The sequence below is a fragment of the Actinoplanes sp. NPDC089786 genome (assembly GCF_040684855.1).
Lineage (GTDB): Bacteria > Actinomycetota > Actinomycetes > Mycobacteriales > Micromonosporaceae > Actinoplanes.
Map to the genome: position 1 here is coordinate 193,838 of NZ_JBFBGU010000003.1, position 21,399 is coordinate 215,236.

Genomic DNA, 21,399 nt, shown 5'->3' on the forward strand with positions numbered 1-21,399 from the left:
GAGAAGATGGCTCGTTACACAGGTGCGGACTGCAAGCGCTGCCGCCGCGAAAAGATGAAGCTGTTCCTCAAGGGCAGCAAGTGCGACGGGCCGAAGTGCCCGTTCGAGTCGCGTCCCTTCCCGCCCGGCCAGCACGGCCGTGGTCGTACGAAGGAGACCGAGTACCTCCTGCAGCACCGCGAGAAGCAGAAGGCCCGCCGCACCTACGGCGTGCTGGAGAAGCAGTTCCGCGGCTACTACGAGGAGGCTGTCACCAAGCCCGGCAAGACCGGTGAGGTGCTGCTCCAGATCCTCGAGTCCCGTCTCGACAACGTGGTCTACCGGGCCGGCTACGCCGCGTCCCGCGACATGGCCCGCCAGCTGGTCAAGCACGGCCACATCGTGGTCAACGGGCACAAGGTCGACATCCCGTCGTACCGGGTGAAGGACCACGACATCGTCCAGGTCCGGGAGAAGTCCCGTGCCATGACGCCGTTCGTGGTCGCGCAGGCGCAGGCGGGTTCCCGCCCGACGCCGGCGTGGCTCGAGCCCATCCCGAGCGAGATGAAGATCCTGATCCACTCGCTCCCGGCCCGCGCTGTCATCGACACGCAGGTCCAGGAGCAGCTGATCGTCGAGCTCTACTCCAAGTAGCGCTCCCGGGGATGCCGGCCACACGGCCGGCATCCCTTCATGAGAAGACGGGCGTCATATAGCGGATGCCCTGACAGAAAGAAGAAACGCGTGCTCATCAGCCAGCGTCCGAGCCTCTCGGAAGAGTCGCTCAGCGAGACCCGCTCCCGGTTCACCATCGAGCCCCTCGAGCCGGGCTTCGGCTACACCCTCGGCAACTCGCTGCGTCGCACCCTGCTGTCGTCCATCCCGGGCGCGGCCGTGACCAGCATCAAGATCGACGGCGTCCTGCACGAGTTCACCACGATCCCCGGTGTCAAGGAGGACGTGGTCGAGCTGGTCATGAACGTCAAGGACCTCACCGTCAGCTCCGAGCACGACGAGCCGGTCAGCATGTACCTGCGCAAGCAGGGCCCGGGCGACGTCACCGCGGGCGACATCCAGCCCCCGGCCGGTGTCTCGGTGCACAACCCGGACCTGAAGCTGGCCACGCTGAACAGCAAGGGCCGGCTCGACATGGAGCTGACCGTCGAGCGTGGACGTGGCTACGTCACGGCGGCGCAGAACAAGAACGCGGGCGCCGAGATCGGCCGGATCCCGGTCGACTCGATCTACTCGCCGGTCATGAAGGTGACCTACCGCGTCGAGGCGACCCGGGTCGAGCAGCGCACCGACTTCGACCGCCTGATCATCGACGTCGAGTCGAAGGCGTCGATCTCGCCGCGGACCGCGCTGGCCTCGGCCGGCTCCACCCTGGTCGAGCTCTTCGGCCTGTGCCGTGAGCTGGACGAGACCGCCGAGGGCATCGACATCGGCCCGTCCCCGCAGGATGCTCAGCTGGCCGCCGACCTGGCCCTGCCCATTGAGGAGCTGGACCTCACCGTCCGGTCGTACAACTGCCTCAAGCGCGAGGGCATCAACACGGTGGGCGAGTTGATAGGGCGTACGGAGGCCGACCTTCTGGATATAAGGAATTTCGGTCAGAAGAGCATCGACGAGGTCAAGATGAAGCTCGCCGGCATGGGCCTGGGCCTCAAGGACAGCGCGCCGTCCTTCGACCCCGCGCACGTCGTGGACTCGTTCGGCGACGTGGACTACGACACCGACGACTACCGCGAGACCGAGCAGCTCTAATCCCAGCTGCGCGGCACCTACCAAGGAGCATCAGAAATGCCCACGCCCACCAAGGGTCCCCGCCTCGGCGGTAGCCCGGCGCACGAGAAGCGGCTGCTGGCGAACCTGGCCACGGAGCTCTTCCGGCACGGGAAGATCAAGACCACCGAGACGAAGGCCAGGCGCCTGCGTCCGCTGGCCGAGCAGCTCATCACCAAGGCCAAGCGCGGCGACCTGCACGCCCGCCGCCGCGTCCTGACCGTGGTGAAGGACAAGGACGTCGTCTACCAGCTGTTCGAGCAGATCGCTCCGCGGTACGGCAACCGGCCGGGTGGGTACACCCGCATCACCAAGACCGGGATCCGTAAGGGTGACGCCGCTCCGATGGCCGTCATCGAGCTGGTCGAGGAGCTCGCGGTGGCGGCCACCACCGCGCCGGCCAAGAAGACGGCGGCCCGCAAGGCCGCGCAGCAGGACAAGGTCGAGGCCCTGGCCCGCGAGGATGACGCTCCTGCCGTGTCGTCCGACCAGGACTCGGAGCCGCCGGTGAACGCTTCCGGCGACAAGGGTGCCGAGGGCCCCGGCGACAAGGCCGAAGGCGAAGACGAAACCGCCAAGTAGTTTTTCTGAGATTTAAGCCCGGCGCGCTCACTGTTGGTGGGGGTGCCGGGCTTACTTCTTTGTGGGTACGCGCGCCCCGGAAGTGCACTGGCTCAGTGGAGAGGTTCGTCGTGGTCGAGGCCGTAACTCAACCAGCCGGGTCGGACGATGTGGTCCGGCTTCGGCTGGACGTTTCGTACGACGGCACCGATTTTTCGGGGTGGGCGGTTCAACCGTCGCAGCGGACAGTTGCCGGCGTCCTCGTCACCGCGCTCGAGACCTTGGTTGGCGTGGATAGCCCTTTGGGTCTTACGGTGGCCGGGCGGACCGATGCCGGCGTGCACGCCACCGGGCAGGTGTGTCACATCGAGCTGCCCGCCGCGACCTTCTCGGAACTCGAGGCATCGCTGCTGCGGCGCCTCGCGGCGTTGATGCCGCCGGATGCGCGGGTGCGGGCCGTGACGCCGGTGCCGTCCACCTTCGACGCCCGGTTCTCGGCCACCTATCGGCGGTACGAGTATCGGGTCGCTGATCGGGTGTGGGGGGCGGAACCGCTGCGGCGGCGGGACACGCTCGGCTGGGGGCGGCCGCTCGACCTGGACCGGCTGCGGGAGGCGGCGGCCTGGCTGGTCGGCGAGCACGACTTCGCGGCGTACTGCAAACGCAAGGAGAACGCGACCACCATCCGCGCGATCACCCACCTCGACTGGCACCGCGCCGCGGACGGGGTGGCCGTGGCGACCGTGCAGGCCGACGCGTTCTGCCAGGCGATGGTGCGCAGCCTGGTCGGCGCGATGCTCAGCGTGGGCGACGGGCGCCGCGAGCCGGACTGGCCGGGGTCGCTGCTGACGTTGCGGGAACGGTCGAGCTCGGTGACCGTGGCCCCGGCCCATGGGCTCACGCTGGTCGACGTCGGCTACCCCGCCGAGACCGACTACGCCGCGCGCGCCGACGCGACCCGCCGCCTCCGCGCCTGACCGGCGACACGCCGTTGCGGCGCCCGATCCGCGACACGCCGCGCTCACGCCGAGCCCGCGAGGCGCCGCCCACCCACCACACGCTGGGCTGTTGCGTATAGGTGCGCAGAGCACCTCTGCGCACCTATACGCGTCACAGGTTGAGGGCCCGGGCGCCGATCACCTCGCCGGCCAGGTAGGTCTCCAGGAGGTCGGCGGTGATCTGGCCGGCGTACCGGTCGTCCGGGGCGATCGGGGTGTTGTCGGGGCGGGAGATCACGCAATAGACCAGGTAGTGGCCGCGGTCGTGCCAGCCGACCTGTGAGTCGGGGCGGGCCCGCGGATCGCTGCCGGGCGCGGCGCCGGCGGCCAGCGCGGCGAAGCTGCCGTCGCCCGACTCGACCAGGGCGCGGACCTGATCGGCGGTGCGGGCGGCCGACGTGGCGTCGGTCAGGTTGAAGACGCCGGCCGTCACCTGGTAGCCGCCGTAGGGCGCGGTCAGCGACGCGCGTACCACCTGGGTGCAGCCCGCGTCATGGATCAGCCGGCCGACCGCACCGGTTGTCGCGGTCTCACAGACGTTGTCGATGTGCGTCATCTCCACCCGGTAGGGCGCGTCGCCGGCCTTCATCTGCACGGTGCTGCCGGAGAAGACCTCGGCCATGCTCAGCGGCTCCGGGTCGAGGTTGCGGGAGCTGATCGAGTACGGCGACTCGGCCGCCATCGTGCCGGTGTCCGCGGCGCCCAGCCCGCGGCGCTCGTCGGCGATCACGAAGAAGCTGCTCAGCCCGCAGATGCTCAGCATGATCAGGGCGCCCAGGCCGGTCATCAGCAGGTGCATCGCCCGTTGCGGCTCGCGCAGCGCCCACGGCCGCACGGACGGTTGCCGGTGCAGGCCCGGCGTCGGTGCGACCACCGAGCGGACCAGCACGGTCAGGCCGCCCGGGGTGGCCATCCGGCGGTGGGTGGCCCGGGACGCGGATGCGTGCAGCATGCAGGTGAGGCTAGAAGCGCACGGAAATCGATGAACGCACTGGCTGTGCGCCACCCCGGCAGCCTGACGCCCGTTCGCGGGAGGATGATGCAAGGCGTGAGCACCGAGCACTACTTCACCGCCGACCCGAGCGCGCCGGCCCGGCCGATCGAGGTCGAGTTCGCGATCAAGGGACGCTCCTACCGCCTCACCTCGGCGAGCGGAGTGTTCTCCGCCACACGGCTCGACGCCGGCACGTCCGTACTCCTGAAGAAGAGTGACCTGCCCACCGCGGCGACCACCGGCGCCCTTCTCGACCTGGGGTGCGGCTACGGGCCGATCGCGTGCGTGCTGGCCGGCGAGGCGCCGGCGGCCGACGTGTACGCGGTCGACGTCAACGCCCGCGCCCGCGACCTGACCAAGGCCAACGCCGAGCGGCTCGAACTGCGCGTCACCGTCGGCGGTCCGGACGACCTCCCGGCCGACGTGACGTTCGCGCAGATCTGGAGCAATCCGCCCACCCACGTTGGCAAGGCCGAGCTGCACGCCATCCTGGAGCGCTGGCTGCCCCGGCTCGCCCCCGACGGCGTGGCCTGGCTGGTGATCAACCGACACCTCGGTGGTGACTCGCTGCACACCTGGCTCGTCGACGGCGGCTGGGCGGTCGAGCGTAAGGCCAGCCAGAAGGGCTTCCGAGTGCTACGCGTGACCCGGAAAACCACCTGACCGAACCGCCGCGACCAGGGAGGATGCCGGGCATGGGTTACGTGGATGTCGCCGGGGTGGGCTTCGTGCTGCCGGACGGGCGCGAGCTGTTCTCCGACGTGTCGTTCCGGGTGGGCGAGGGCGCCAAGATCGCGCTCGTCGGGCCCAACGGCGCCGGCAAGACCACGTTGCTCCGGATGGTGGCCGGTGACCTGCCGACCCAGACCGGCGTCGTCGCGCGCTCCGGCGGGCTGGGCGTGATGCGCCAGTTCATCGGCATGATCGGCGACGACCGTACCCTGCATGATCTTGCTCTTTCGCTGGTCGAACCACCCCTGCGCGAGGCCGGAGAGAGACTCGCGGCCGCCGCGGCGGCGCTTGGCGAGTCGGAGAAATCCCAATTGGCGTACGCGAACGCGCTCGCGCACTGGGGTGAGGCCGGCGGGTACGACGCCGAGGTGCTCTTCGACACCGTCGCCGTGGCGATCCTCCACAAGCCGTGGGACGAGGTGCGCGACCGGCCCGTCCGCACCCTCTCCGGCGGCCAGCAGAAACGCTTCGCCCTCGACCTGCTGCTCCGCGGCCGCGACGAGGTGCTGCTGCTCGACGAGCCGGACAACTTCCTGGACGTGCCCGGCAAACGGTGGCTGGAGGCGCGGCTGAAGGAGTCGCCCAAGTCGGTGCTCTACGTCTCGCACGATCGTGAGCTGCTCAACCAGACCGCCGGCCGGGTCGTCGCGGTCGAGGGCGGCAGTTCATGGACCCACCCGGGCGGGTTCGCCTCCTGGCACGAGGCCCGCGCCGACCGGCACGACCGGCTGCTCGAATCGCGCCGGCGCTGGGACGAGGAACACGAGAAGCTGCGCGAACTCGTCTTCACGCTCAAGCAGAAGGCCACGTTCAACGACGGGCTGGCGTCGCGCTACCAGGCGGCGCAGACCCGGCTGCGCAAGTTCGAGGAGGCGGGACCGCCGCCGCCGCCGCCCAAGGAGCAGTCGCTGCGGATGAACCTGCGCGGCGGGCGTACCGGTAAGCGGGCTGTCATGTGCGAGTCGCTGGAACTGGAGAACCTGACGTTCCCGTTCGACCTGGAGATCTGGTACGGCGACCGGGTCGCGGTGCTCGGCGCCAACGGCACCGGCAAGTCACACTTCCTGCGGCTGCTGGCGGCCGGCGGCTCCTCGCCCGACGCGGACAACAAGCCGGTCGACGGGGCGCCGCTCGCGCACGTCGCCCACTCCGGTGTGGCCCGGCTCGGCGCCCGGGTGCGGCCCGGCCACTTCTCACAGACCCACGACCGGCCGGAACTGCTCGACCGTACGCTGGTCGAGATCCTCTGGCGCGGCGACGACCACCGCTCCGGCATGGACCGGGCCGGCGCGATGAAGGCGCTGAACCGGTACGAGCTGTCCGGCCAGGGCGACCAGCGGTTCGGGACCCTCTCCGGCGGCCAGCAGGCCCGGTTCCTGGTGCTGCTCCTGGAACTGTCCGGCGCCACGGTGCTGCTGCTCGACGAGCCGACCGACAACCTCGACCTGGCCTCGGCCGAGGCGCTCGAGGAGGGCCTGTCAGCCTTCGAGGGCACGGTCATCGCGGTCACCCACGACCGCTGGTTCACCAGGGGCTTCGACCGTTTCATCCTCTTCCAGGCCGACGGCGAGGTCGTCGAGACCCCCGCGCCGGTGTGGGACGTGCGCTAGTGCGGTGTCCACCAATGTCAACCGGTTCGGTGACAATGTGGATCCTCGTCCACGAGCGTGGGCGAGCGACTCCCCACCTGTAGCCGTGCTGGTGGAGCGGCCCTCGACCAGCCGGGCCCGGCGGCGGGCTTTACGCCACCTGCGTGAACCGCGTTGTCCTTTGCTGGGCGCTCGGCGCGCGGTGGCGCGGCGTCGAGCTTTGGTGTCGGCCAGGTGAAGCCGGTGTTCGGCGCGGATTGCACGCCCAGACACCAGCAGTGCTGTGGTGCCCGTCGGTAGTGGCGGCGGCGAAAGGATGAATGATTCCCAGGTCGACACCGGCGACCCGGCCGGAGTCAGGCCGACCGCCGTGCGGATGAGTGGCGACGGGTAGCTCTGCGGTCACGTCGATGTGAAGTCGGCCATCGGCGTAGAGCAACGTGACCGCTCGAATGGCTTCCGCCGGGTATGGCACGGTTCGATCCAGGCGTACGACAAGGGGCGGGCGGCCGCGTGCGGCGGGTAGCCGCAGGTTTCGGCCGGTCAACTGGAAGATGCCGTGGTACCAGCGAATCGGCATCAATCCTCTGCGCCGGCGCGGGAATCGCGCCTCACTGTGCCCGGCTTTGCGGCGTGCCGCCGCAGCGAACCAGGCGTCGGAGTAACGGCGCAGCACAGAGACCAGTATCGCACCGGTGTCAAAGCCTGCCATCGATGGGTTGCGAACGACGCGCTAGCCATCGCTGGGTTCGAGGGCTATCGTCGGCCGTAGAACCAACCCCACGGGAGTCCGGTGCACCGGGCTGAGAGGGGGGCTGTCGCGGCCCCCGACCGTCGAACCTGATCCGGATCATGCCGGCGCAGGGAGGAGCGATGGTGGAGCCTATCTTCCCCCGTCTACATGTGGTGACGGCTTCGTTGCCCATTGTGGAGGCGGTGCTCTCGGTCTCGTCGCAGGTGGCGATCCAGGTCCGCGTCGCCGATGACGTCACCGATCGAGACGCCTACGCGCTGACCGTCGAGGTGCTGTCACGGTGCCGGGCCCGCGGGGCGATGTGCCTGGTCAACGATCGCGTCGACATTGCCTTGGCGGCCGGGGCCGATGGGGCTCACGTCGGCGCTGATGATCTGCCGCCGGCCGCGGCGCGGAAGGTGCTCGGGCGGGCGGCGGTGCTCGGGGTGACGTTGCGGGCGCCGGCTGATGTGCCGTCGGCTTCGTACTTCGGGGTCGGGCCGGCCTTCGAGACGTCCACCAAGGACGGTCTGCCTCCGCCCATCGGGGTGGCCGGGGTGGGGGCGGTGGCTGATGCTTCGCATGTTCCCGTCATCGCTATCGCGGGGGTGACGCCGTCGCGGGTGGCTTCGTTGCTGGCGGTGGGGGCCTACGGGGTGGCGGCGGTGGGGGCCATCGCTCGCGATCCGGTGGGGGCCACCGAGCAGTTCTTGAAGGCGCTGTCATGAGGTGCGCGGTGGTCGGGGGCGGGATCATCGGGCTGTCGATCGCGTCGCGCCTCGCCTCTCGCGGCGTTGAGGTCCTGGTCTATGACGCGTGGGCCGCTGCCTCGCCCGCGCTCGCCCCGCCTCCCTGGGCTTCGCCTTCCGTCGCATCCGCCTCCGGCTCCTCCTCGGGCTCGGTGATGCCTGTAGGTGCTCAGAGCAAGCAAGCCGGGGAGCGGCCGGGGGCCTGGTTTGTCGCGGCGGGGATGTTGGCGGCGGGGAACGAGTCGACGTGGGAGTCGGCGGAGCTTGGCGCGTTGATGGTGGAGTCGGCTCGGCGGTGGCCTGGATTCGCGGCTGAGCTGGGCGTGCGGTTGCCGGAGGACGGGACGCTTGTCGTCGCCCTCACCGCGGATGACGTCGCGGAGGCGGAACGGGAGTGGGCCCGGCAGACGGACGAATCCGCGCGGTTGGGCGGGACCGAGCGGCTTGGCGCGGGCGAGCGGGTGGGCGCGGCAGGGCGGCCGGGTGAGTTTGGGCAGGCGAGTGCGGCCCTGGTGGCGGAACCCGGGGGGCGGCGGTTGGGGCCTTCGGGGCTGCGGGAGCTGGAGCCGGCGTTGTCGCCGCGGGTGCGGGCGGGATGTTATCTGCCGGGGGATTGGCAGGTTGATCCGCGGAAAGTGGTGGCTGCGTTGCGGGAGCGGGTGTCCGTCGTACCCGGGCGGGTTGTGGATCTTGGGGGGATTGACGCGGATCAGGTTGTGGTCGCGGCGGGGGTGGGGACGGGGGCGCTGACCGGGTTGCCTGTTCGGCCGGTCAAGGGGGAGGTGCTGCGGCTGCGGGGGGAGCCGGGGCTGTTGCGGCATGTGGTCAGTGGATATGCGGATGGACGGCGGGTCTATCTGGTGCCGCGGGAGGACGGCGAGATCGTGGTGGGGGCGACTCAGGAAGAGCGCGCTGATGACGCGGTCACGGCGGGAGCGGTGCTGGATCTGTTGCGCGCTGCCGTTGACCTGGTGCCGGCGCTGGCCGACTGTGCGATCACCGAGACGTTGGTGGGGCATCGGCCCTCCACACCGGACAATGCGCCGCTGCTCGGGCGGCTTGACAAGCGCACCGTGGTGGCCGTGGGTCACCACCGGAACGGCGTACTCCTCGCACCCGTGACGGCCGATCTGATCGCCGGCCTGGTCGTGACCGGGGAGCCTGACCCGCTGATCGTTCCCTTCGCACCCGGGAGGTTCGCGTGACCATCGTTGTGAACGGCGACCGGAAGGCCATCCCACCGGAGGCGACGGTGGCCGCGCTGGTCGGCGAGCTCACCAGGGCCGAGCGGGGGGTGGCGGTCGCGCTCAACGGTGAGGTGGTGCCACGGTCGGCGTGGGCGGCCACGGAGCTGACCGACGGCGACCGGATCGAAGTGCTCACCGCGGCGCAGGGAGGCTGACATGGAGATCTTCAAGTCGTCACGGCTGATCCTCGGCACCGGTGGGGCGCGCAGCCTCAGCGAACTGGAGACGGCCATCGAGGCTTCCGGCACCGATCTGGTGACCGTGGCGCTGCGCCGGATCGACGCGGCGGGGCCGGGGCTGCTGCCGATGCTGGACCGCTGCAAGGTGCGGGTGCTGCCGAACACGGCCGGGTGCTACACCGCCGCCGACGCGGTGAAGACGGCGCGGCTGGCGCGGGCGGCGTTCGAGACCGACCTGGTCAAGCTGGAGGTGATCGGCGACGACCGGACCCTGCTGCCCGACTCGGTGGAGTTGCTGCGGGCGGCGGAGACGCTGGTCGCGGACGGGTTCACGGTGTTGCCGTACACCAACGACGACCCGATCCTGGCCCGCCGGCTGGAGGCGGCCGGATGCGCGGCGGTGATGCCGGCCGGTTCGCCGATCGGCTCCGGGCTGGGCATCTCCAACCCGCACCACATCCGGTTGATCCGGCAGATGGTCGAGGTGCCGGTGATCCTCGACGCGGGCATCGGCACCGCCTCGGACGCGGCGCTGGCCATGGAACTCGGCTGCGACGGTGTGCTGATCGCCAGCGCGATCACCCGGGCCGAGGACCCCGCGCGGATGGCGGCGGCGATGCGGCACGCGGTCGAGGCGGGGCAGCTGGCGTACGGCGCCGGACGGATCCCGCAGCGGTTCCACGCGCTGGCCTCCACCCCTGACGCCGGGAAGCCGTCGTGGTGACACCGTCGGGGCTCGTCGTGCTCACCGACCGGCGGTCCGCCGCCGGCCCGCTCGCCACGGTGGTGGCGCGCGCCGTCGAGGGTGGCGCCGGGTGGGTGGTCCTGCGGGAGCGCGATCTCGGGTACGCGGAACGCCGCGCCCTCGCCGACGACCTTCGAGCGTTGCTGCCGCCCGGCCGGTTGATCGTCGCCGGCCCGGACCCGCTCGGCGGTGACGCGGTCCATCTGGCGGCCGCCGACCTGCTGCCCACGCCGGGGTTCCGGCTGGCGCCGCGCGATCCCCAGCCGCCGAACGGCATCCGCCTGGTGGGCCGGTCGTGTCATTCGCTGTCCGAGATCCGGCGACTGTCCACCGAGGACTACGTGACGTTGTCGCCGGTGTATTCGACGGCTTCCAAGCCGGGGTACGGGCCGGCGCTCACGCCATCGGCCGCGGGGCGCCTCGGTGGTGGGCTGAGGTGGCTGGCGCTGGGCGGCGTCACGACGGCCGCTCAGGTTCGCGAGTGCCTGGCCGCGGGGGCGGAAGGCGTGGCCGTGATGGGCGCGATCATGACCGCCCGCGACCCGGCCGCCGTGGCCGCCGAACTGTCCGCCGCCGCCGCGCCCGCGTCCGCCGCGTCCGCGCCGGCGTCCGCCGCGCCCGCGTCCGTGCCCGCCGCATCCTTGTCCGCCTCGCCCGCCGCGGCCGTTCCTCTGGCGGCTGCTTCGTCGAGTGGTAGCGGAGAGCGGTATGTGGGGGCGGACCAGCGCGCTGGGCTACCGCTGGGGGAGGGGCGATGACACCGCCGGTGGTGTTGACGATCGCGGGGTCGGACTCGGGCGGCGGGGCCGGGATCCAGGCTGATCTGAAGACGTTCGCGGCGCTCGGGGTCTATGGGACGTCGGTCATCACCGCCATCACGGCGCAGAACACGCTCGGGGTGACCGGGGTGCATGCGGTGCCGGCGGTGATGGTGGCGGCTCAGCTCGACGCGGTGCTCGATGACTTCGCGGTGGCGGCGGTCAAGGTGGGGATGGTGCCGAACCGGGAGGTCGCCGAGGTGATCGCGGCCCGGATCGACCGGCTGCCGAATCTCGTCGTCGATCCGGTGCTGGTCGCCACCTCCGGCAGCCGGTTGTCCGCTGTTGCTTCTGTCCAGCCTTTACTGGCGTACCCCTGCATTTTGACCCCGAACCGCTACGAAGCCGCGGCCCTCCTCGAAGCCGGGGTGAGGCGGAGCGGGGATGAGGTTGCAGCCGGAGTCGCGCCAGGTGGGGAGGGGATTGCGGGGCATGTTGCGGCCGAGCTGGCCCGGTGTGGGGTCGGCACGGTCGTGGTGACCGGGAGCGAGACGGCCGTGGACGCGCTGCACTTCCAGGGAGTGACCACCCGGCTGGAGGGGGTGGCCGTGGACACCGTCAACAACCACGGGTCGGGGTGCACGTTCTCGTCGGCCATCGCGGCGCGGCTTGCGCTCGGTGACGCCGTTCCGGTTGCGGTGCGTGAGGCCAAGGCCTACGTGGCGACTGCGCTGCGTGGTGGGAAGGACTGGGAGCTCGGCGCTGGGCCGGGACCGCTCGATCACTTCGCCTAGGTAGGGATCCGTCGGCACCATCGTGGAGTTTTGGCGGCCTATCGGCGACCGTTTTGTACGGAAAGGGGAGGAAGATGCGGAAGAAGGTGTACGTCCACGGGGTGCCGTTCGCGGAGGTCGAGCTGAGCGGGGACAACCCGCCGGTGCGGCTCTACGACACGTCGGGGCCGGGTAGTGATCCGGCCGAAGGGCTGCCGGGGCTGCGTCGCGAGTGGATCGCGGCGCGCGGCGGGAAGGTCGAGCAACACAGCGGCGGGAAGGTCGAGCAACCGGGCGGCGGGAAGGTCACGCAGTTGGCGTGTGCGCGGGCCGGGATCGTGACGCCCGAGATGGAGTTCGTGGCTATTCGCGAGGCGATGGACGCCGAGGTGGTGCGGGCCGAGATCGCGGCGGGGCGGGCGGTGCTGCCGGCCAACGTCAACCATCCGGAGAGCGAGCCGATGATCATCGGGTCGCGGTTCCTGGTCAAGGTCAACGCCAACATCGGGACGTCGGCGGTCAGCTCGTCGGTGGCCGAGGAGGTGGACAAGCTGACCTGGGCCACCCGCTGGGGTGCGGACACCGTGATGGACCTGTCCACCGGCAAGCGCATCCACGAGACGCGCGAGGCGATCCTGCGCAACTCGCCGGTGCCGATCGGGACCGTGCCGCTCTACCAGGCGCTGGAGAAGGCCGGCGGGGACCCGGTCAAGCTGACCTGGGAAATGTTCCGGGACACCGTGATCGAGCAGGCCGAGCAGGGCGTCGACTACATGACCGTGCACGCGGGGGTGCGGCTGGCCTACGTGCCGCTGTCGGTGGGCCGGGTCACCGGGATCGTCTCGCGCGGCGGGTCGATCATGGCGGCCTGGTGTCTCGCGCACCATCGGGAGAATTTCCTGTACGAGAACTTCGCCGAGCTGTGCGAGATCTTCGCCCGGTACGACATCACCTTCTCGCTGGGCGATGGCCTGCGCCCGGGGTCGATCGCGGACGCCAACGACGAGGCGCAGTTCGCTGAGCTGCGTACCCTCGGGGAATTGACCCATGTCGCGTGGGAGCACGACGTGCAGGTGATGGTCGAGGGGCCGGGTCACGTGCCCATGCACAAGATCAAGGAGAACGTGGACCTGCAGCAGGAGCTGAGCGACGGGGCGCCGTTCTACACGCTCGGGCCGCTGACCACGGATGTCGCGCCGGCCTACGACCACATCACCTCGGCGATCGGCGCCGCGATGATCGGCATGTTCGGCACGGCGATGCTCTGCTACGTGACGCCGAAGGAGCACCTCGGGCTGCCGGACCGGGACGACGTGAAGGCCGGCGTGATCGCGTACAAGATCGCCGCGCACGCCGCCGACCTGGCCAAGGGGCATCCGGGGGCACAGGACTGGGACGACGCGCTGTCCAAGGCCCGCTTCGAGTTCCGCTGGGAGGACCAGTTCAACCTGTCGCTCGACCCGGAGACGGCACGGAGCTACCACGACGCCACACTGCCCGCCGAGCCCGCCAAGACCGCGCATTTCTGCTCGATGTGCGGGCCCAAGTTCTGCTCGATGCGGATCAGTCACGACCTGAAGGCGTACGCCGAGCAGGGCATGCGTGACAAGAGCGAGGAGTTCCGGGCCGCCGGGGGCGCGGTCTATCAGATCGCGAGCGGTCAGAGCTCGTAGAACGTCGGGCTACTCGTTGCTCAGCTTGCTGACCCAATCCACGTACTCCTCCTCCTTGGCCTGCCGCTTCGACTTCTTCTCGGGGGCCGGCCTCATCGGCGGAGGTGGGTTGGTCGGTTCCGGCTGGGCGAGGGGTGCGGAGATCGCGTGCGGCTCGGGTACGAGCGGAGCACCCCGAAGCCGGTCCGGGGTGGCGTCGGCGTTGACCGCGCGGCGCTGCGGTTGCAGGGCCTCGGGCGGGATCTCGGGCAGCGCGGGGGCGGGGACGTAGGGCGGCTCGCTCGGGGCGGCCGGGGCGTTGCGCCGGCCGCGGCGGATGCCTCGGCCCGTGGTGGCCGGCCGCCCGCCCGCGGTGCTCGGCTCGAAGGCCTCGGTCGAGTCCCCGGGCGACATTTCGGAAATGTCGGGTGGGGCGGGCTTGCGGGCGCCGCGACCGCGGCGAGCGGGCCGCTTCGGCGCCGCGGGCGGCTCGTCGGCGACTCCACCGAACGACGGCCCATCCGCGGCTTGACCGAACGACCCGGTCGCGGCGTGGCCGGGCGGCCCGGCAGCGGCGTGAGCGGGCGGCCCGGCGGCGTGGCCGGATGGTCCGGCGGCGGCGCGAGGGGGCGGCCCGGCGGCGGCGTAGGCGTTCGGGTCGGTCGGCGTACCGTGGCGGCCCGGGGAGTCAGTGGCCGGCCGCTGCACGGGAATCGGGCCGGTCGGCTCGTCGTCGTCCCCGCCGGCTGGGCGGCCGGAGCCAGGAGGAGAGGTCGGCTCGTCCGGACGCGAGCGACGGCCGGTGCCGATGGCGGCGGCCGGCTCGTCGCGGTCACCGTCGCCGTCGTCCGGGCGAGAACGGCGACCGGAGGCAGCCGCCGCGTCATCGTCGCCGAGGTCGTCGGGGGCGCGGCGAATGACCGCGGCCAGCACCGACCCGAGCACGCCCGCCCCGGTGGCGGTCATCGCCGCCCAGTACGGCACGACCTGGTAGCGGTCGGCGCCCGCGCCGGGGCCGGCGATCAGGTAGGACAGCGTCAGCAGCGCGGAACCGGGCAGCCCGGCCAGCGCGATGGTGAGGATCGGCAGGTCGCGGCGCCGGGCCGCGTACCCGAGGATCGCGCCGGTGACCAGGGCCAGGGCCGGCATCGTGAAGAGCGCGGTCCGTTGCGTCACCTCGGGGGAGAGGTAGCCGGCGTCGAAGACGCCCAGGCGTACCGCGGGGAGCGGGTCGTCGGGGCCGAGCGAGGGCGCCACCGAGAGCAGGGCCAGCACCCAGACCGCGATGCCGATGACCGTCAGGCTGCGGCGGGCGATCAGCTGGGTGAGGGCGGCGTACGCGGCGAACACGCCCACCGCCGCGCCGAGTGTGGCGCAGATGCCGATCACGAAGACCGGATGGACCCCGTCGACGCGCGCCGTCCGGGCCGGTTGCATGGTGAGCGGCACGACCAGCGCCGCGCCCAGCCCGGCGGCCAGCGACAGCGCCACGAACGTGCCCGGGGTCGCGGGCGCCCGCCACCGGTCGCGCAGCCACCGCCCGGCCAGGGCGCCGAGCACCGCCGCGGACATCGCGAACCAGGCCACCCAGGCCAGCTGCGCGGTCCACTGGTCGCGCGCGGCCACCTCGACGACCCTGGTCAGGCGGAGGATGCCCAGGCCGTAGGCCAGGCCGAGCTGACTGGCACCGGCCAGGGCGGCGACGCCCAGGGTCGTGCCGAGCAGCTTGGCCCAGGTCCGGAATGCCATGCGGGCACGGTACGGAATGGCCCCGGTCGATCGCCAGTTGAGGGTGGCTACTTAAGGATCCGGAAAGCCTTCACGTCATCAGTAGTTCGTGCAGCTCGGCACTGCACCGGGCGACCTCTTCGAGGTGCGTGGTGCGGCCGAGCGTACGTGGCCTGGGGATCTTGATCTCGAGGATCTCGCGGATCCGCCCGGGGCGCGGGCTGAGCACCACCACCCGATCGGCCAGCAGCACCGCCTCGTCGATCGAGTGGGTGACGAAGACCGTGGTGGCGTGGTTGTCCATGTGCAGTTTCTGCAGCTCGCCGGCGAGTTCCTCCCGGGTGAGCGCGTCCAGCGCGGAGAACGGCTCGTCCATCAGCATCACCTTGGGGTTGGTGATCAGCGACCGGCAGAGCGCGACCCGCTGCTGCATGCCGCCGGAGAGCTCGTGTGGCATCTTCCGCTCGAATTCGGTCAGCCCGGTCAGCTCGAGCAGCTCGTGGGCCCGGGCCCGGTGGTCGGACGGGCGCCAGCCGAAGATCTTGACGGGCAGCAGCACGTTGTCGAGGACCGTGCTCCACGGCAGCAGGGCCGGGCGCTGGAACATCATCGAGACGTCCCGTCGCGGCCGCTGCACCGCTTCGTCGCCGATGTGCACCGCGCCGCCGCCGGCCGGCAGCAGGCCCGCGATGATCCGCAGCATCGTCGACTTGCCGCAGCCCGACCGGCCCAGGATCGCGACGAACTCGCCGTCGCCCACGTCGAGGTCGATCCCCCGCAACGCCTCGACGGTGCCGGACTTGGTGACGAACGAACGGGACACACCGGACAGACGAATCATCGTGGCGCTCCGGGCGGCTCAGCTGGCCAGGCGCCAGCGACCGCTGCGCGCCACCAGAAGGGTAAGCGCCTGCGGCATCAGTCCGGAGTGGTTGTCGGGGGTGAGCCGGATCGCGCCCGACATGCCGTCCATCTGGGTGGTCTCCACCGCGTCGCGGATCGCCACCCGGTCGGTGCCGGCCCGTTCGATCGCGTCGGCCAGCACGTTGACCGCGTCGGCGGCCAGCGAGGCCACGCCCGAGTAGGTGCCGTAGCGCGAGGTGTAGTCGCGGAACCACTGCTTGCGGGCGGCCTTGGCCGGGGTGGTGGCGATGACGTCGTCGATCGCGAGCGCCTGTGTGAACACCATGGTGGCGTTCTCCGAGGCCTTGCTCGCGTCGGACGCGATGAACAGGTCGCCCGCGGCGGCGGCGTCGTAGTAGATCTTGCCCTTGAACCCGGCCGCCTTGGCGCTGTTCGCGGCCGGCCCGGCCAGGTCGGGGCCGACGAAAAAGACCAGCGCCTGCGGTTCGCTGTCGGCCAGCGTGCCCACCGCCTGGGTGATGTCGGTGGCGGTCGGCTTGACGGCCACCGTGCTGGGGATCTGCACGCCGGCCTTGCCCGCCTCGGCGCTGAACGCCTTCTGGGCGCCGCTGCCGTAGAGGTCGGAGGTGTGCAGCACACCGACCCGGGTGATCGGGGCGGGCTTCGTGTTCCGCATCGCCGTGGCGAGGGCGGCGGCGCTGTCGCCCGAGTTCGGGCCGAGCTTGAAGATGAACCGGCGCTCGGCGATCGGCTGGCTGACCTCGTCGGCCGGCGCCAGCGCGATGGTCGGCACCTTCTTCGCGTCGATCGTCTTGGCCGCGCCCCGCACGCACTCGCTGCACTGGCCGGTGATCACCGCGGCGACGGCCGGGTTGTCGGCGAGCGTGCTGATGTTGCGGAGTGAGACGGTGGCGTCCGACCGATTGTCCAAGATCGACAGGCGCAGCTTGCGGTTACCCAGCACGCCCGAGGCGTTGATCTGATCGACCCGCAGCTGGAGGGCGCGGCCGTACGCGGCGTCGGCCGGCGAGCTGGTGGCCAGATCGGCGCCGATCAGCACGTCGGTGGCCGCGGTGGACTGGTCGTCCGACGTACAGCCGGCGAGCCCGGTGGTGAGCAGTGCCGCGGCCGCGAGAACGGCCGAGACCCGACGGGGGATCCTCACTGCGGGTGCCTCTCTAAGGGGATGTGTCCATATCGCGACGGTGTCCGCAATGGACCAGGCTGCACGGACACGGCGTCCGTCCGATCGCGAGAAACCTTGCCAACGTGAAGCTTCCTAGGTCAAGCCGCCTGGTCACGGGGAGCGAGACAAAGATCTCACATAGTGGTTGGAATCTTGGTACTAATGCGTTACGGCTTGCGCACTTACCGTTGTCAAGGTCATATTCGTGCACGTCAAAGCGACGGTTTCGCGCACTCGTTCACTGAGCGGATGTTTGCCATTCCACACAGTAGGATGTTTCGGGCTGACGCCGGACTTCCCAAACGCATTGCGCGTCTGATGAAATCGCGGCCGTGCCGCGTGTTGCACGTAGCTGTCCACAGCCGCCGGAAAGGCCCGGGCCACCGGCGTCGGGTGGGTGAAGAGCTGTGGGGATGACCTGCGAGGAGATGTCGTGAGCACCGGTTCTTCGACCCAGCCTGCGACCACCCCGGCACCGGCCGCGCGGCCGCGCCGGGGTCTGCCGAGGCTTCGGGACGCGCGGATCCGCACGAAGCTGGCGCTGATCCTTTTCGTCCCCCTGGCCGCCGTGCTCACCCTCGGCGTGATCCGGCTCTACGACGTCGGAAACCAGGCCGTCGACGCCCGTGAGGTCGAGAATCTCACCCGGCTTTCCGCCGATGTGTCCGACCTGACCCACGTTCTGCACAACGAGCGGATGGCCGCCGCCAAATACCTCGCCGAGGCCCGGACGCCCAAGGACGATTACAACGCGGCGATCGCGCAGAGCGACATCCGGATCCGTCAGTACCAGGCCGATCGCCGCGAACTGGACAATGTGCCGGCGTCGGTCGGACAGCGGCTGACCCGCATCGACGACGACGTGCGCACGATGGACATCACCCGGACCCGGGTGTCCGAACGCGACAAGATCTCGGTCACCGAGGCCGTCCTGCGGTACGGCGTGATCGTCACCGACCTGGTCGGCTACGGCGAGGCGCTGGGCCAGTTCGCCGGCGACGGCGCGGTCGGCGACGACCTGCGCGCGGTGAACTCCTTCGCCAAGGCCAAGGCCGGCACCGCCGAGCAGGAGGCGATCGCGTACGCCGCCCGCGTGCAGGGCGACATCAGCGACGAGCAGAAGGCCTCGTTCATCGCCACCCAGACCAGTCAGCAGGAAGCGCTGCTCAGCTTCTCGGTGGTGGCCTCACCGGCCGACCGGGCGCTGGTCGACTCCACGGTCACCGGTGACGCCGTCAACCTGGCCGACGCGGTGGCGATCCGGCTGGCCCGCGGCGACACCGTTCAATACCCCGAGATCCTGCAGACCTTCGGCGCCGTCGTCGACCTGATGCGCTGGGCCGAGCGGCGGCTCGAGAGCCAGGCCATCGCCGGCGCCGCCGACGAGACCTCGACCATCGGCCGCCGGGCCGCCGTCGAGGGTGGCCTGGTCCTGCTCGTGCTGCTGATCGCCATCGCGCTGGCCATCGTGCTGGCCCGGTCGCTGATCCTCTCGCTGCGCCGGCTCCGTGAGGGCGCGCTCAGCGTGGCCCACCGTGACCTGCCGGAGGCCGTGGCCCGGCTCCGTGACGTCCGCAACCTGGGCGACGGCGGCGCCGACGACATCGTCAAGCAGATGCGCGACCCGATCCAGCTGCACAACCGCGACGAGGTCGGCGAGGTCGCGACCGCGTTCAACACGGTCCACCGCGAGGCGGTGCGGATCGCGGCCGAGCAGGCCGCCCTGCGTACCAGTGTCTCGGCGATGTTCCTCAACCTGGCCCGCCGCTCGCAGAGCCTGGTCGACCGGATGATCGGCGAGCTCGACACGATCGAGCGCAGCGAGGAGGACCCCAAGCGCCTCGCCCAGCTGTTCGAGCTCGACCACCTGGCCACCCGGATGCGCCGTAACGACGAGAACCTGCTGGTCCTGGCCGGTGCCGACTCCAGCGCGCCGCGCCGCGAGGACGCCCTGCTGGTCGACGCGCTGCGCGCCGCGCAGTCCGAGGTGGAGCTGTACAACCGCGTCGAGTTCGGCACCGTCGACACCGACATCTCGATCGCCGCGATCGCCGTCAACGACGTGGTCCGGCTGGTCGCCGAACTGCTCGACAACGCCACCCGGTTCTCGCCGCCGAACACCATCGTGGTCGCCGACGGCCGGCGCATCCGCGACTACGTGGTGATCCAGGTCGAAGACCGCGGCCTGGGCATGTCCGACGAGCAGATGGGCCAGCTCAACACCCGGCTGGCCGAGCCGCCCAGCGTCGACGTGGCCGCGTTCCGGCTGATGGGCCTGGCCGTCGTCGGCCGCCTGGCCAGCCGCTACGGCATCCGCGTCGAGCTGCGCACCAACGTCGAGGGCGGCACCATCGCCCAGGTCACCCTGCCGAGCACCATCGTCCTGCTGCCGCACCGGTCGATCGACGGCCCGATGGACCGGGGCATGCCCCAGCTCGACCGCGGCATGCCGCAGTTCGACCGCGAGATGCCCCCGGCCGACCGCGGGATGCCGGGCAACGTCGCCTCGCTGCCCGGCCGCTCCGGGATGGTCTCGCTGCCGCCGATGGAGGAGCCGTCGTGGCGGGCCGAGCTGCCGTCGCCGTCACACCCGGCGCTGCCGCAGATGCCGTCGCAGCGTCCGCCGTCCGAGCCGATGCCGTCCCGGTCGCCGATGCCGTCGGCGTCGCCCACCACCGACCGGCCGCCGCTGCCCACCCGGACGGTCCAGCCGATCGGGTCGGCGCCGTCCGGCCCGCCCGCCGCACCCAAGCACGTGCCGGCCGCCCCGCCGAACAGCTGGAGCGACCCGACCCGGGCGTTCCCGGCGGTCCAGCCGGCCTCGCCGGACATCCAGGTCGCGGTCGGTTTTGTCACCCCCGACGGCCGCAAGGTCCCGCCGCCCGACCGGCCGGCCAGCCCGAACCCGTCCGGGTGGGGCGCCGCGCTGGCCGCGATGCCGGCCGTGCCGCCGCCGCCCGCGCCGCCGGAGGCCGACGACCGGGCCGAGGCGCCGATCTTCCTGCAGATGCAGGCCAGCTGGTTCCGCACCCACGAGGGCACCGGCGACCCGAACGACTGGGGCATGCCCACCGCCGGGTACGCCCCACCGCCCAGCGCCACCTCGCCGGCCCCGGCGATGGCCGGCGCGATCTCCGCGCCGCCGGCCGCACCCGCTTCCGCTCCGCCCGCTCCGGCTGCCCGGCCGTTGTCGACTCCGCCTGTTCCGGCTGCTCGCCCGGCGCAGACGCCGCCCGTTTCCGCCCCGGCTGCTCGCCCGGCGCAGACGCCGCCCGCTCCGGTTTCCCGCCCGGCGCAGATGCCCGGATCGGATCTGCCCCGGAGGGATGTGCCCGGAAGCGGTTCCGGGCAGAATGGACCGCGATCGGTGCCGGCCGGCACCGACCACGGCGGATCCTCCGCGAACACTCGACCGGATGAACCGGGCGAGGAAAGGTGGCGTACCGCCGCCGATGAAGGATGGCAGCGGGCGATGGCCGCGGCGGCACCCACCGACGGTGGCCAGACCCGCTCCGGTCTTCCGAAGCGGGTACCCCAGGCACAACTCGTCCCTGGTGGCGTGCAGAGCGGTCCACGTATGGAGAACCGGCGTAGTCCGGACGAAGTGCGCGGCCTCCTCTCCGCATATCACCGTGGCGTGCAAAGAGGGCGTACGGCCGGCGGTGCCGAGGCCGGCACGGGCGCCCCTGCTCCTAAGGAGAACTGACAAGTGACCAGGCCCCCCACCATGCAGGACATGGGCTGGCTGCTCAGCAACTTCGCGGACAGCGTCGCCGGCATTGCACACGTCGTCGCCGTTTCCGCGGACGGGCTGTTGCTCGCCTCCTCCCGCGACCTGCCGACCGACCGCGCCGACCAGCTCGCCGCGATCACCTCCGGCGTGGTCAGCCTGACCGAGGGCGCGTCGCGCATGTTCAGCGCCGGCGAGGTCCAGCAGACCATCATCGAGATGGACAGCGGATACCTGTTCCTGATGTCCATCAGCGACGGTTCCTCGATGGCCGTTCTGGCCGCGCGCAGCTGTGACGTCGGCCAGGTCGGCTACGAGATGGCCCTCCTGGTCGAACGGGTCGGCGCCGCCCTCGTGCCCGCGCCCCGCGAGACCGTCGGCCACCAGGCCTGACGGACCCCCGCACCCACAATCGAC

At 71.1% G+C, this 21,399-nt stretch carries 19 protein-coding genes and 1 riboswitch; of the genes, 15 read left to right on the forward strand and 4 right to left on the reverse strand.

Features of this window, described 5'->3' with window-relative positions; genetic code table 11:
- The first annotated feature begins 6 nt into the window (after nt 1-6).
- The 4 genes from rpsD (at nt 7) to truA (ending at nt 3,302) form a co-directional block, all read left to right on the forward strand.
- Nucleotides 7-633, forward strand: coding sequence for a 30S ribosomal protein S4 (gene rpsD / locus AB0O15_RS14915; RefSeq protein ID WP_364318498.1), 627 nt, complete (start codon nt 7-9; stop codon nt 631-633).
- 90 nt (nt 634-723) lie between these two features.
- Entirely contained in the window at nt 724-1,746 is a 1,023-nt protein-coding gene (locus AB0O15_RS14920; RefSeq protein WP_189079649.1) for a DNA-directed RNA polymerase subunit alpha, read from the forward strand.
- 36 nt (nt 1,747-1,782) lie between these two features.
- Complete coding sequence (rplQ, locus tag AB0O15_RS14925) at nt 1,783-2,346, forward strand: 50S ribosomal protein L17 (protein ID WP_364318500.1); 564 nt, start codon at nt 1,783-1,785, stop codon at nt 2,344-2,346.
- 149 nt (nt 2,347-2,495) lie between these two features.
- Nucleotides 2,496-3,302 carry a tRNA pseudouridine(38-40) synthase TruA gene (gene truA / locus AB0O15_RS14930; RefSeq protein WP_364319033.1) on the forward strand — a complete coding sequence of 269 codons (807 nt, stop codon included), beginning with the start codon at nt 2,496-2,498 and terminating at the stop codon, nt 3,300-3,302.
- Nucleotides 3,303-3,435: 133 nt separating this feature from the next.
- On the opposite strand, the gene AB0O15_RS14935 is transcribed toward truA, so the two are convergent.
- Entirely contained in the window at nt 3,436-4,275 is an 840-nt protein-coding gene (locus AB0O15_RS14935; RefSeq protein ID WP_364318502.1) for a hypothetical protein, read from the reverse strand.
- A 96-nt stretch (nt 4,276-4,371) separates the two neighbouring features.
- Between AB0O15_RS14935 and AB0O15_RS14940 the strand changes: the two genes are divergently transcribed.
- From AB0O15_RS14940 to thiC, 9 genes are all read left to right on the forward strand, one after another.
- On the forward strand, nt 4,372-4,980 hold the full coding sequence (locus tag AB0O15_RS14940; protein WP_364318503.1) for a methyltransferase: 609 nt from the start codon (nt 4,372-4,374) through the stop codon (nt 4,978-4,980).
- Between the two features lie 32 nt (nt 4,981-5,012).
- Entirely contained in the window at nt 5,013-6,659 is a 1,647-nt protein-coding gene (locus tag AB0O15_RS14945) for an ATP-binding cassette domain-containing protein (protein ID WP_364318505.1), read from the forward strand.
- Nucleotides 6,660-7,410: 751 nt separating this feature from the next.
- A riboswitch (TPP riboswitch) is annotated at nt 7,411-7,522 on the forward strand.
- A complete protein-coding gene (locus AB0O15_RS14950) occupies nt 7,491-8,099 on the forward strand; it encodes a thiamine phosphate synthase (protein WP_364318506.1) in 609 nt (202 codons plus the stop codon). It overlaps the preceding riboswitch by 32 nt.
- Nucleotides 8,096-9,325 carry an FAD-dependent oxidoreductase gene (locus AB0O15_RS14955; protein ID WP_364318508.1) on the forward strand — a complete coding sequence of 410 codons (1,230 nt, stop codon included), beginning with the start codon at nt 8,096-8,098 and terminating at the stop codon, nt 9,323-9,325. Before AB0O15_RS14950 ends, AB0O15_RS14955 begins: the two co-directional genes overlap by 4 nt.
- A complete protein-coding gene (gene thiS, locus AB0O15_RS14960; RefSeq protein ID WP_364318510.1) occupies nt 9,322-9,522 on the forward strand; it encodes a sulfur carrier protein ThiS in 201 nt (66 codons plus the stop codon). Before AB0O15_RS14955 ends, thiS begins: the two co-directional genes overlap by 4 nt.
- 1 nt (nt 9,523) lies before the next feature.
- Nucleotides 9,524-10,270 carry a thiazole synthase gene (locus AB0O15_RS14965; protein WP_364318512.1) on the forward strand — a complete coding sequence of 249 codons (747 nt, stop codon included), beginning with the start codon at nt 9,524-9,526 and terminating at the stop codon, nt 10,268-10,270.
- On the forward strand, nt 10,264-11,049 hold the full coding sequence (locus AB0O15_RS14970; protein ID WP_364318514.1) for a thiamine phosphate synthase: 786 nt from the start codon (nt 10,264-10,266) through the stop codon (nt 11,047-11,049). The genes AB0O15_RS14965 and AB0O15_RS14970 overlap by 7 nt, the downstream gene beginning before the upstream one ends.
- A complete protein-coding gene (gene thiD, locus AB0O15_RS14975; RefSeq protein ID WP_364318516.1) occupies nt 11,046-11,843 on the forward strand; it encodes a bifunctional hydroxymethylpyrimidine kinase/phosphomethylpyrimidine kinase in 798 nt (265 codons plus the stop codon). The genes AB0O15_RS14970 and thiD overlap by 4 nt, the downstream gene beginning before the upstream one ends.
- A 74-nt stretch (nt 11,844-11,917) precedes the next feature.
- Nucleotides 11,918-13,495 (forward strand): phosphomethylpyrimidine synthase ThiC, encoded by a 1,578-nt coding sequence (gene thiC / locus AB0O15_RS14980; RefSeq protein WP_364318518.1) that lies wholly within the window; start codon nt 11,918-11,920, stop codon nt 13,493-13,495.
- 9 nt (nt 13,496-13,504) lie between these two features.
- Here thiC and AB0O15_RS14985 read toward each other — a convergent pair whose 3' ends face one another.
- The 3 genes from AB0O15_RS14985 to AB0O15_RS14995 all read right to left on the reverse strand — a co-directional run bounded on the left by AB0O15_RS14985 (nt 13,505) and on the right by AB0O15_RS14995 (nt 17,231).
- Nucleotides 13,505-15,223, reverse strand: coding sequence for a hypothetical protein (locus AB0O15_RS14985; RefSeq protein ID WP_364318520.1), 1,719 nt, complete (start codon nt 15,221-15,223; stop codon nt 13,505-13,507).
- Nucleotides 15,224-15,293: 70 nt separating this feature from the next.
- Nucleotides 15,294-16,043, reverse strand: coding sequence for an ABC transporter ATP-binding protein (locus AB0O15_RS14990; RefSeq protein ID WP_364318521.1), 750 nt, complete (start codon nt 16,041-16,043; stop codon nt 15,294-15,296).
- 18 nt (nt 16,044-16,061) lie between these two features.
- Nucleotides 16,062-17,231: an ABC transporter substrate-binding protein gene (locus tag AB0O15_RS14995; RefSeq protein ID WP_364318523.1), complete on the reverse strand. Its 1,170-nt coding sequence runs from the start codon at nt 17,229-17,231 to the stop codon at nt 16,062-16,064.
- Between the two features lie 454 nt (nt 17,232-17,685).
- Between AB0O15_RS14995 and AB0O15_RS15000 the strand changes: the two genes are divergently transcribed.
- Nucleotides 17,686-20,958, forward strand: a complete 3,273-nt coding sequence (locus AB0O15_RS15000) for a nitrate- and nitrite sensing domain-containing protein (RefSeq protein ID WP_364318525.1) — start codon at nt 17,686-17,688, stop codon at nt 20,956-20,958.
- Nucleotides 20,959-20,961: 3 nt separating this feature from the next.
- Complete coding sequence (locus tag AB0O15_RS15005; protein ID WP_364318527.1) at nt 20,962-21,375, forward strand: roadblock/LC7 domain-containing protein; 414 nt, start codon at nt 20,962-20,964, stop codon at nt 21,373-21,375.
- The last annotated feature ends 24 nt before the right edge of the window (nt 21,376-21,399 follow it).

Excerpts from the sequence above, each read along its gene's own strand:
- rpsD (WP_364318498.1), top strand. The coding sequence starts at position 7 with ATGGCTCGTTACACAGGTGCGGACTGCAAGCGCTGCCGCCGCGAAAAG.
- rplQ (WP_364318500.1), top strand. The coding sequence starts at position 1,783 with ATGCCCACGCCCACCAAGGGTCCCCGCCTCGGCGGTAGCCCGGCGCAC.
- AB0O15_RS14935 (WP_364318502.1), bottom strand. The coding sequence starts at position 4,275 with ATGCTGCACGCATCCGCGTCCCGGGCCACCCACCGCCGGATGGCCACC.
- AB0O15_RS14945 (WP_364318505.1), top strand. The coding sequence starts at position 5,013 with ATGGGTTACGTGGATGTCGCCGGGGTGGGCTTCGTGCTGCCGGACGGG.
- AB0O15_RS14950 (WP_364318506.1), top strand. The coding sequence starts at position 7,491 with ATGCCGGCGCAGGGAGGAGCGATGGTGGAGCCTATCTTCCCCCGTCTA.
- AB0O15_RS14955 (WP_364318508.1), top strand. The coding sequence starts at position 8,096 with ATGAGGTGCGCGGTGGTCGGGGGCGGGATCATCGGGCTGTCGATCGCG.
- AB0O15_RS14965 (WP_364318512.1), top strand. The coding sequence starts at position 9,524 with ATGGAGATCTTCAAGTCGTCACGGCTGATCCTCGGCACCGGTGGGGCG.
- thiD (WP_364318516.1), top strand. The coding sequence starts at position 11,046 with ATGACACCGCCGGTGGTGTTGACGATCGCGGGGTCGGACTCGGGCGGC.
- thiC (WP_364318518.1), top strand. The coding sequence starts at position 11,918 with ATGCGGAAGAAGGTGTACGTCCACGGGGTGCCGTTCGCGGAGGTCGAG.
- AB0O15_RS14985 (WP_364318520.1), bottom strand. The coding sequence starts at position 15,223 with ATGGCATTCCGGACCTGGGCCAAGCTGCTCGGCACGACCCTGGGCGTC.
- AB0O15_RS14990 (WP_364318521.1), bottom strand. The coding sequence starts at position 16,043 with ATGATTCGTCTGTCCGGTGTGTCCCGTTCGTTCGTCACCAAGTCCGGC.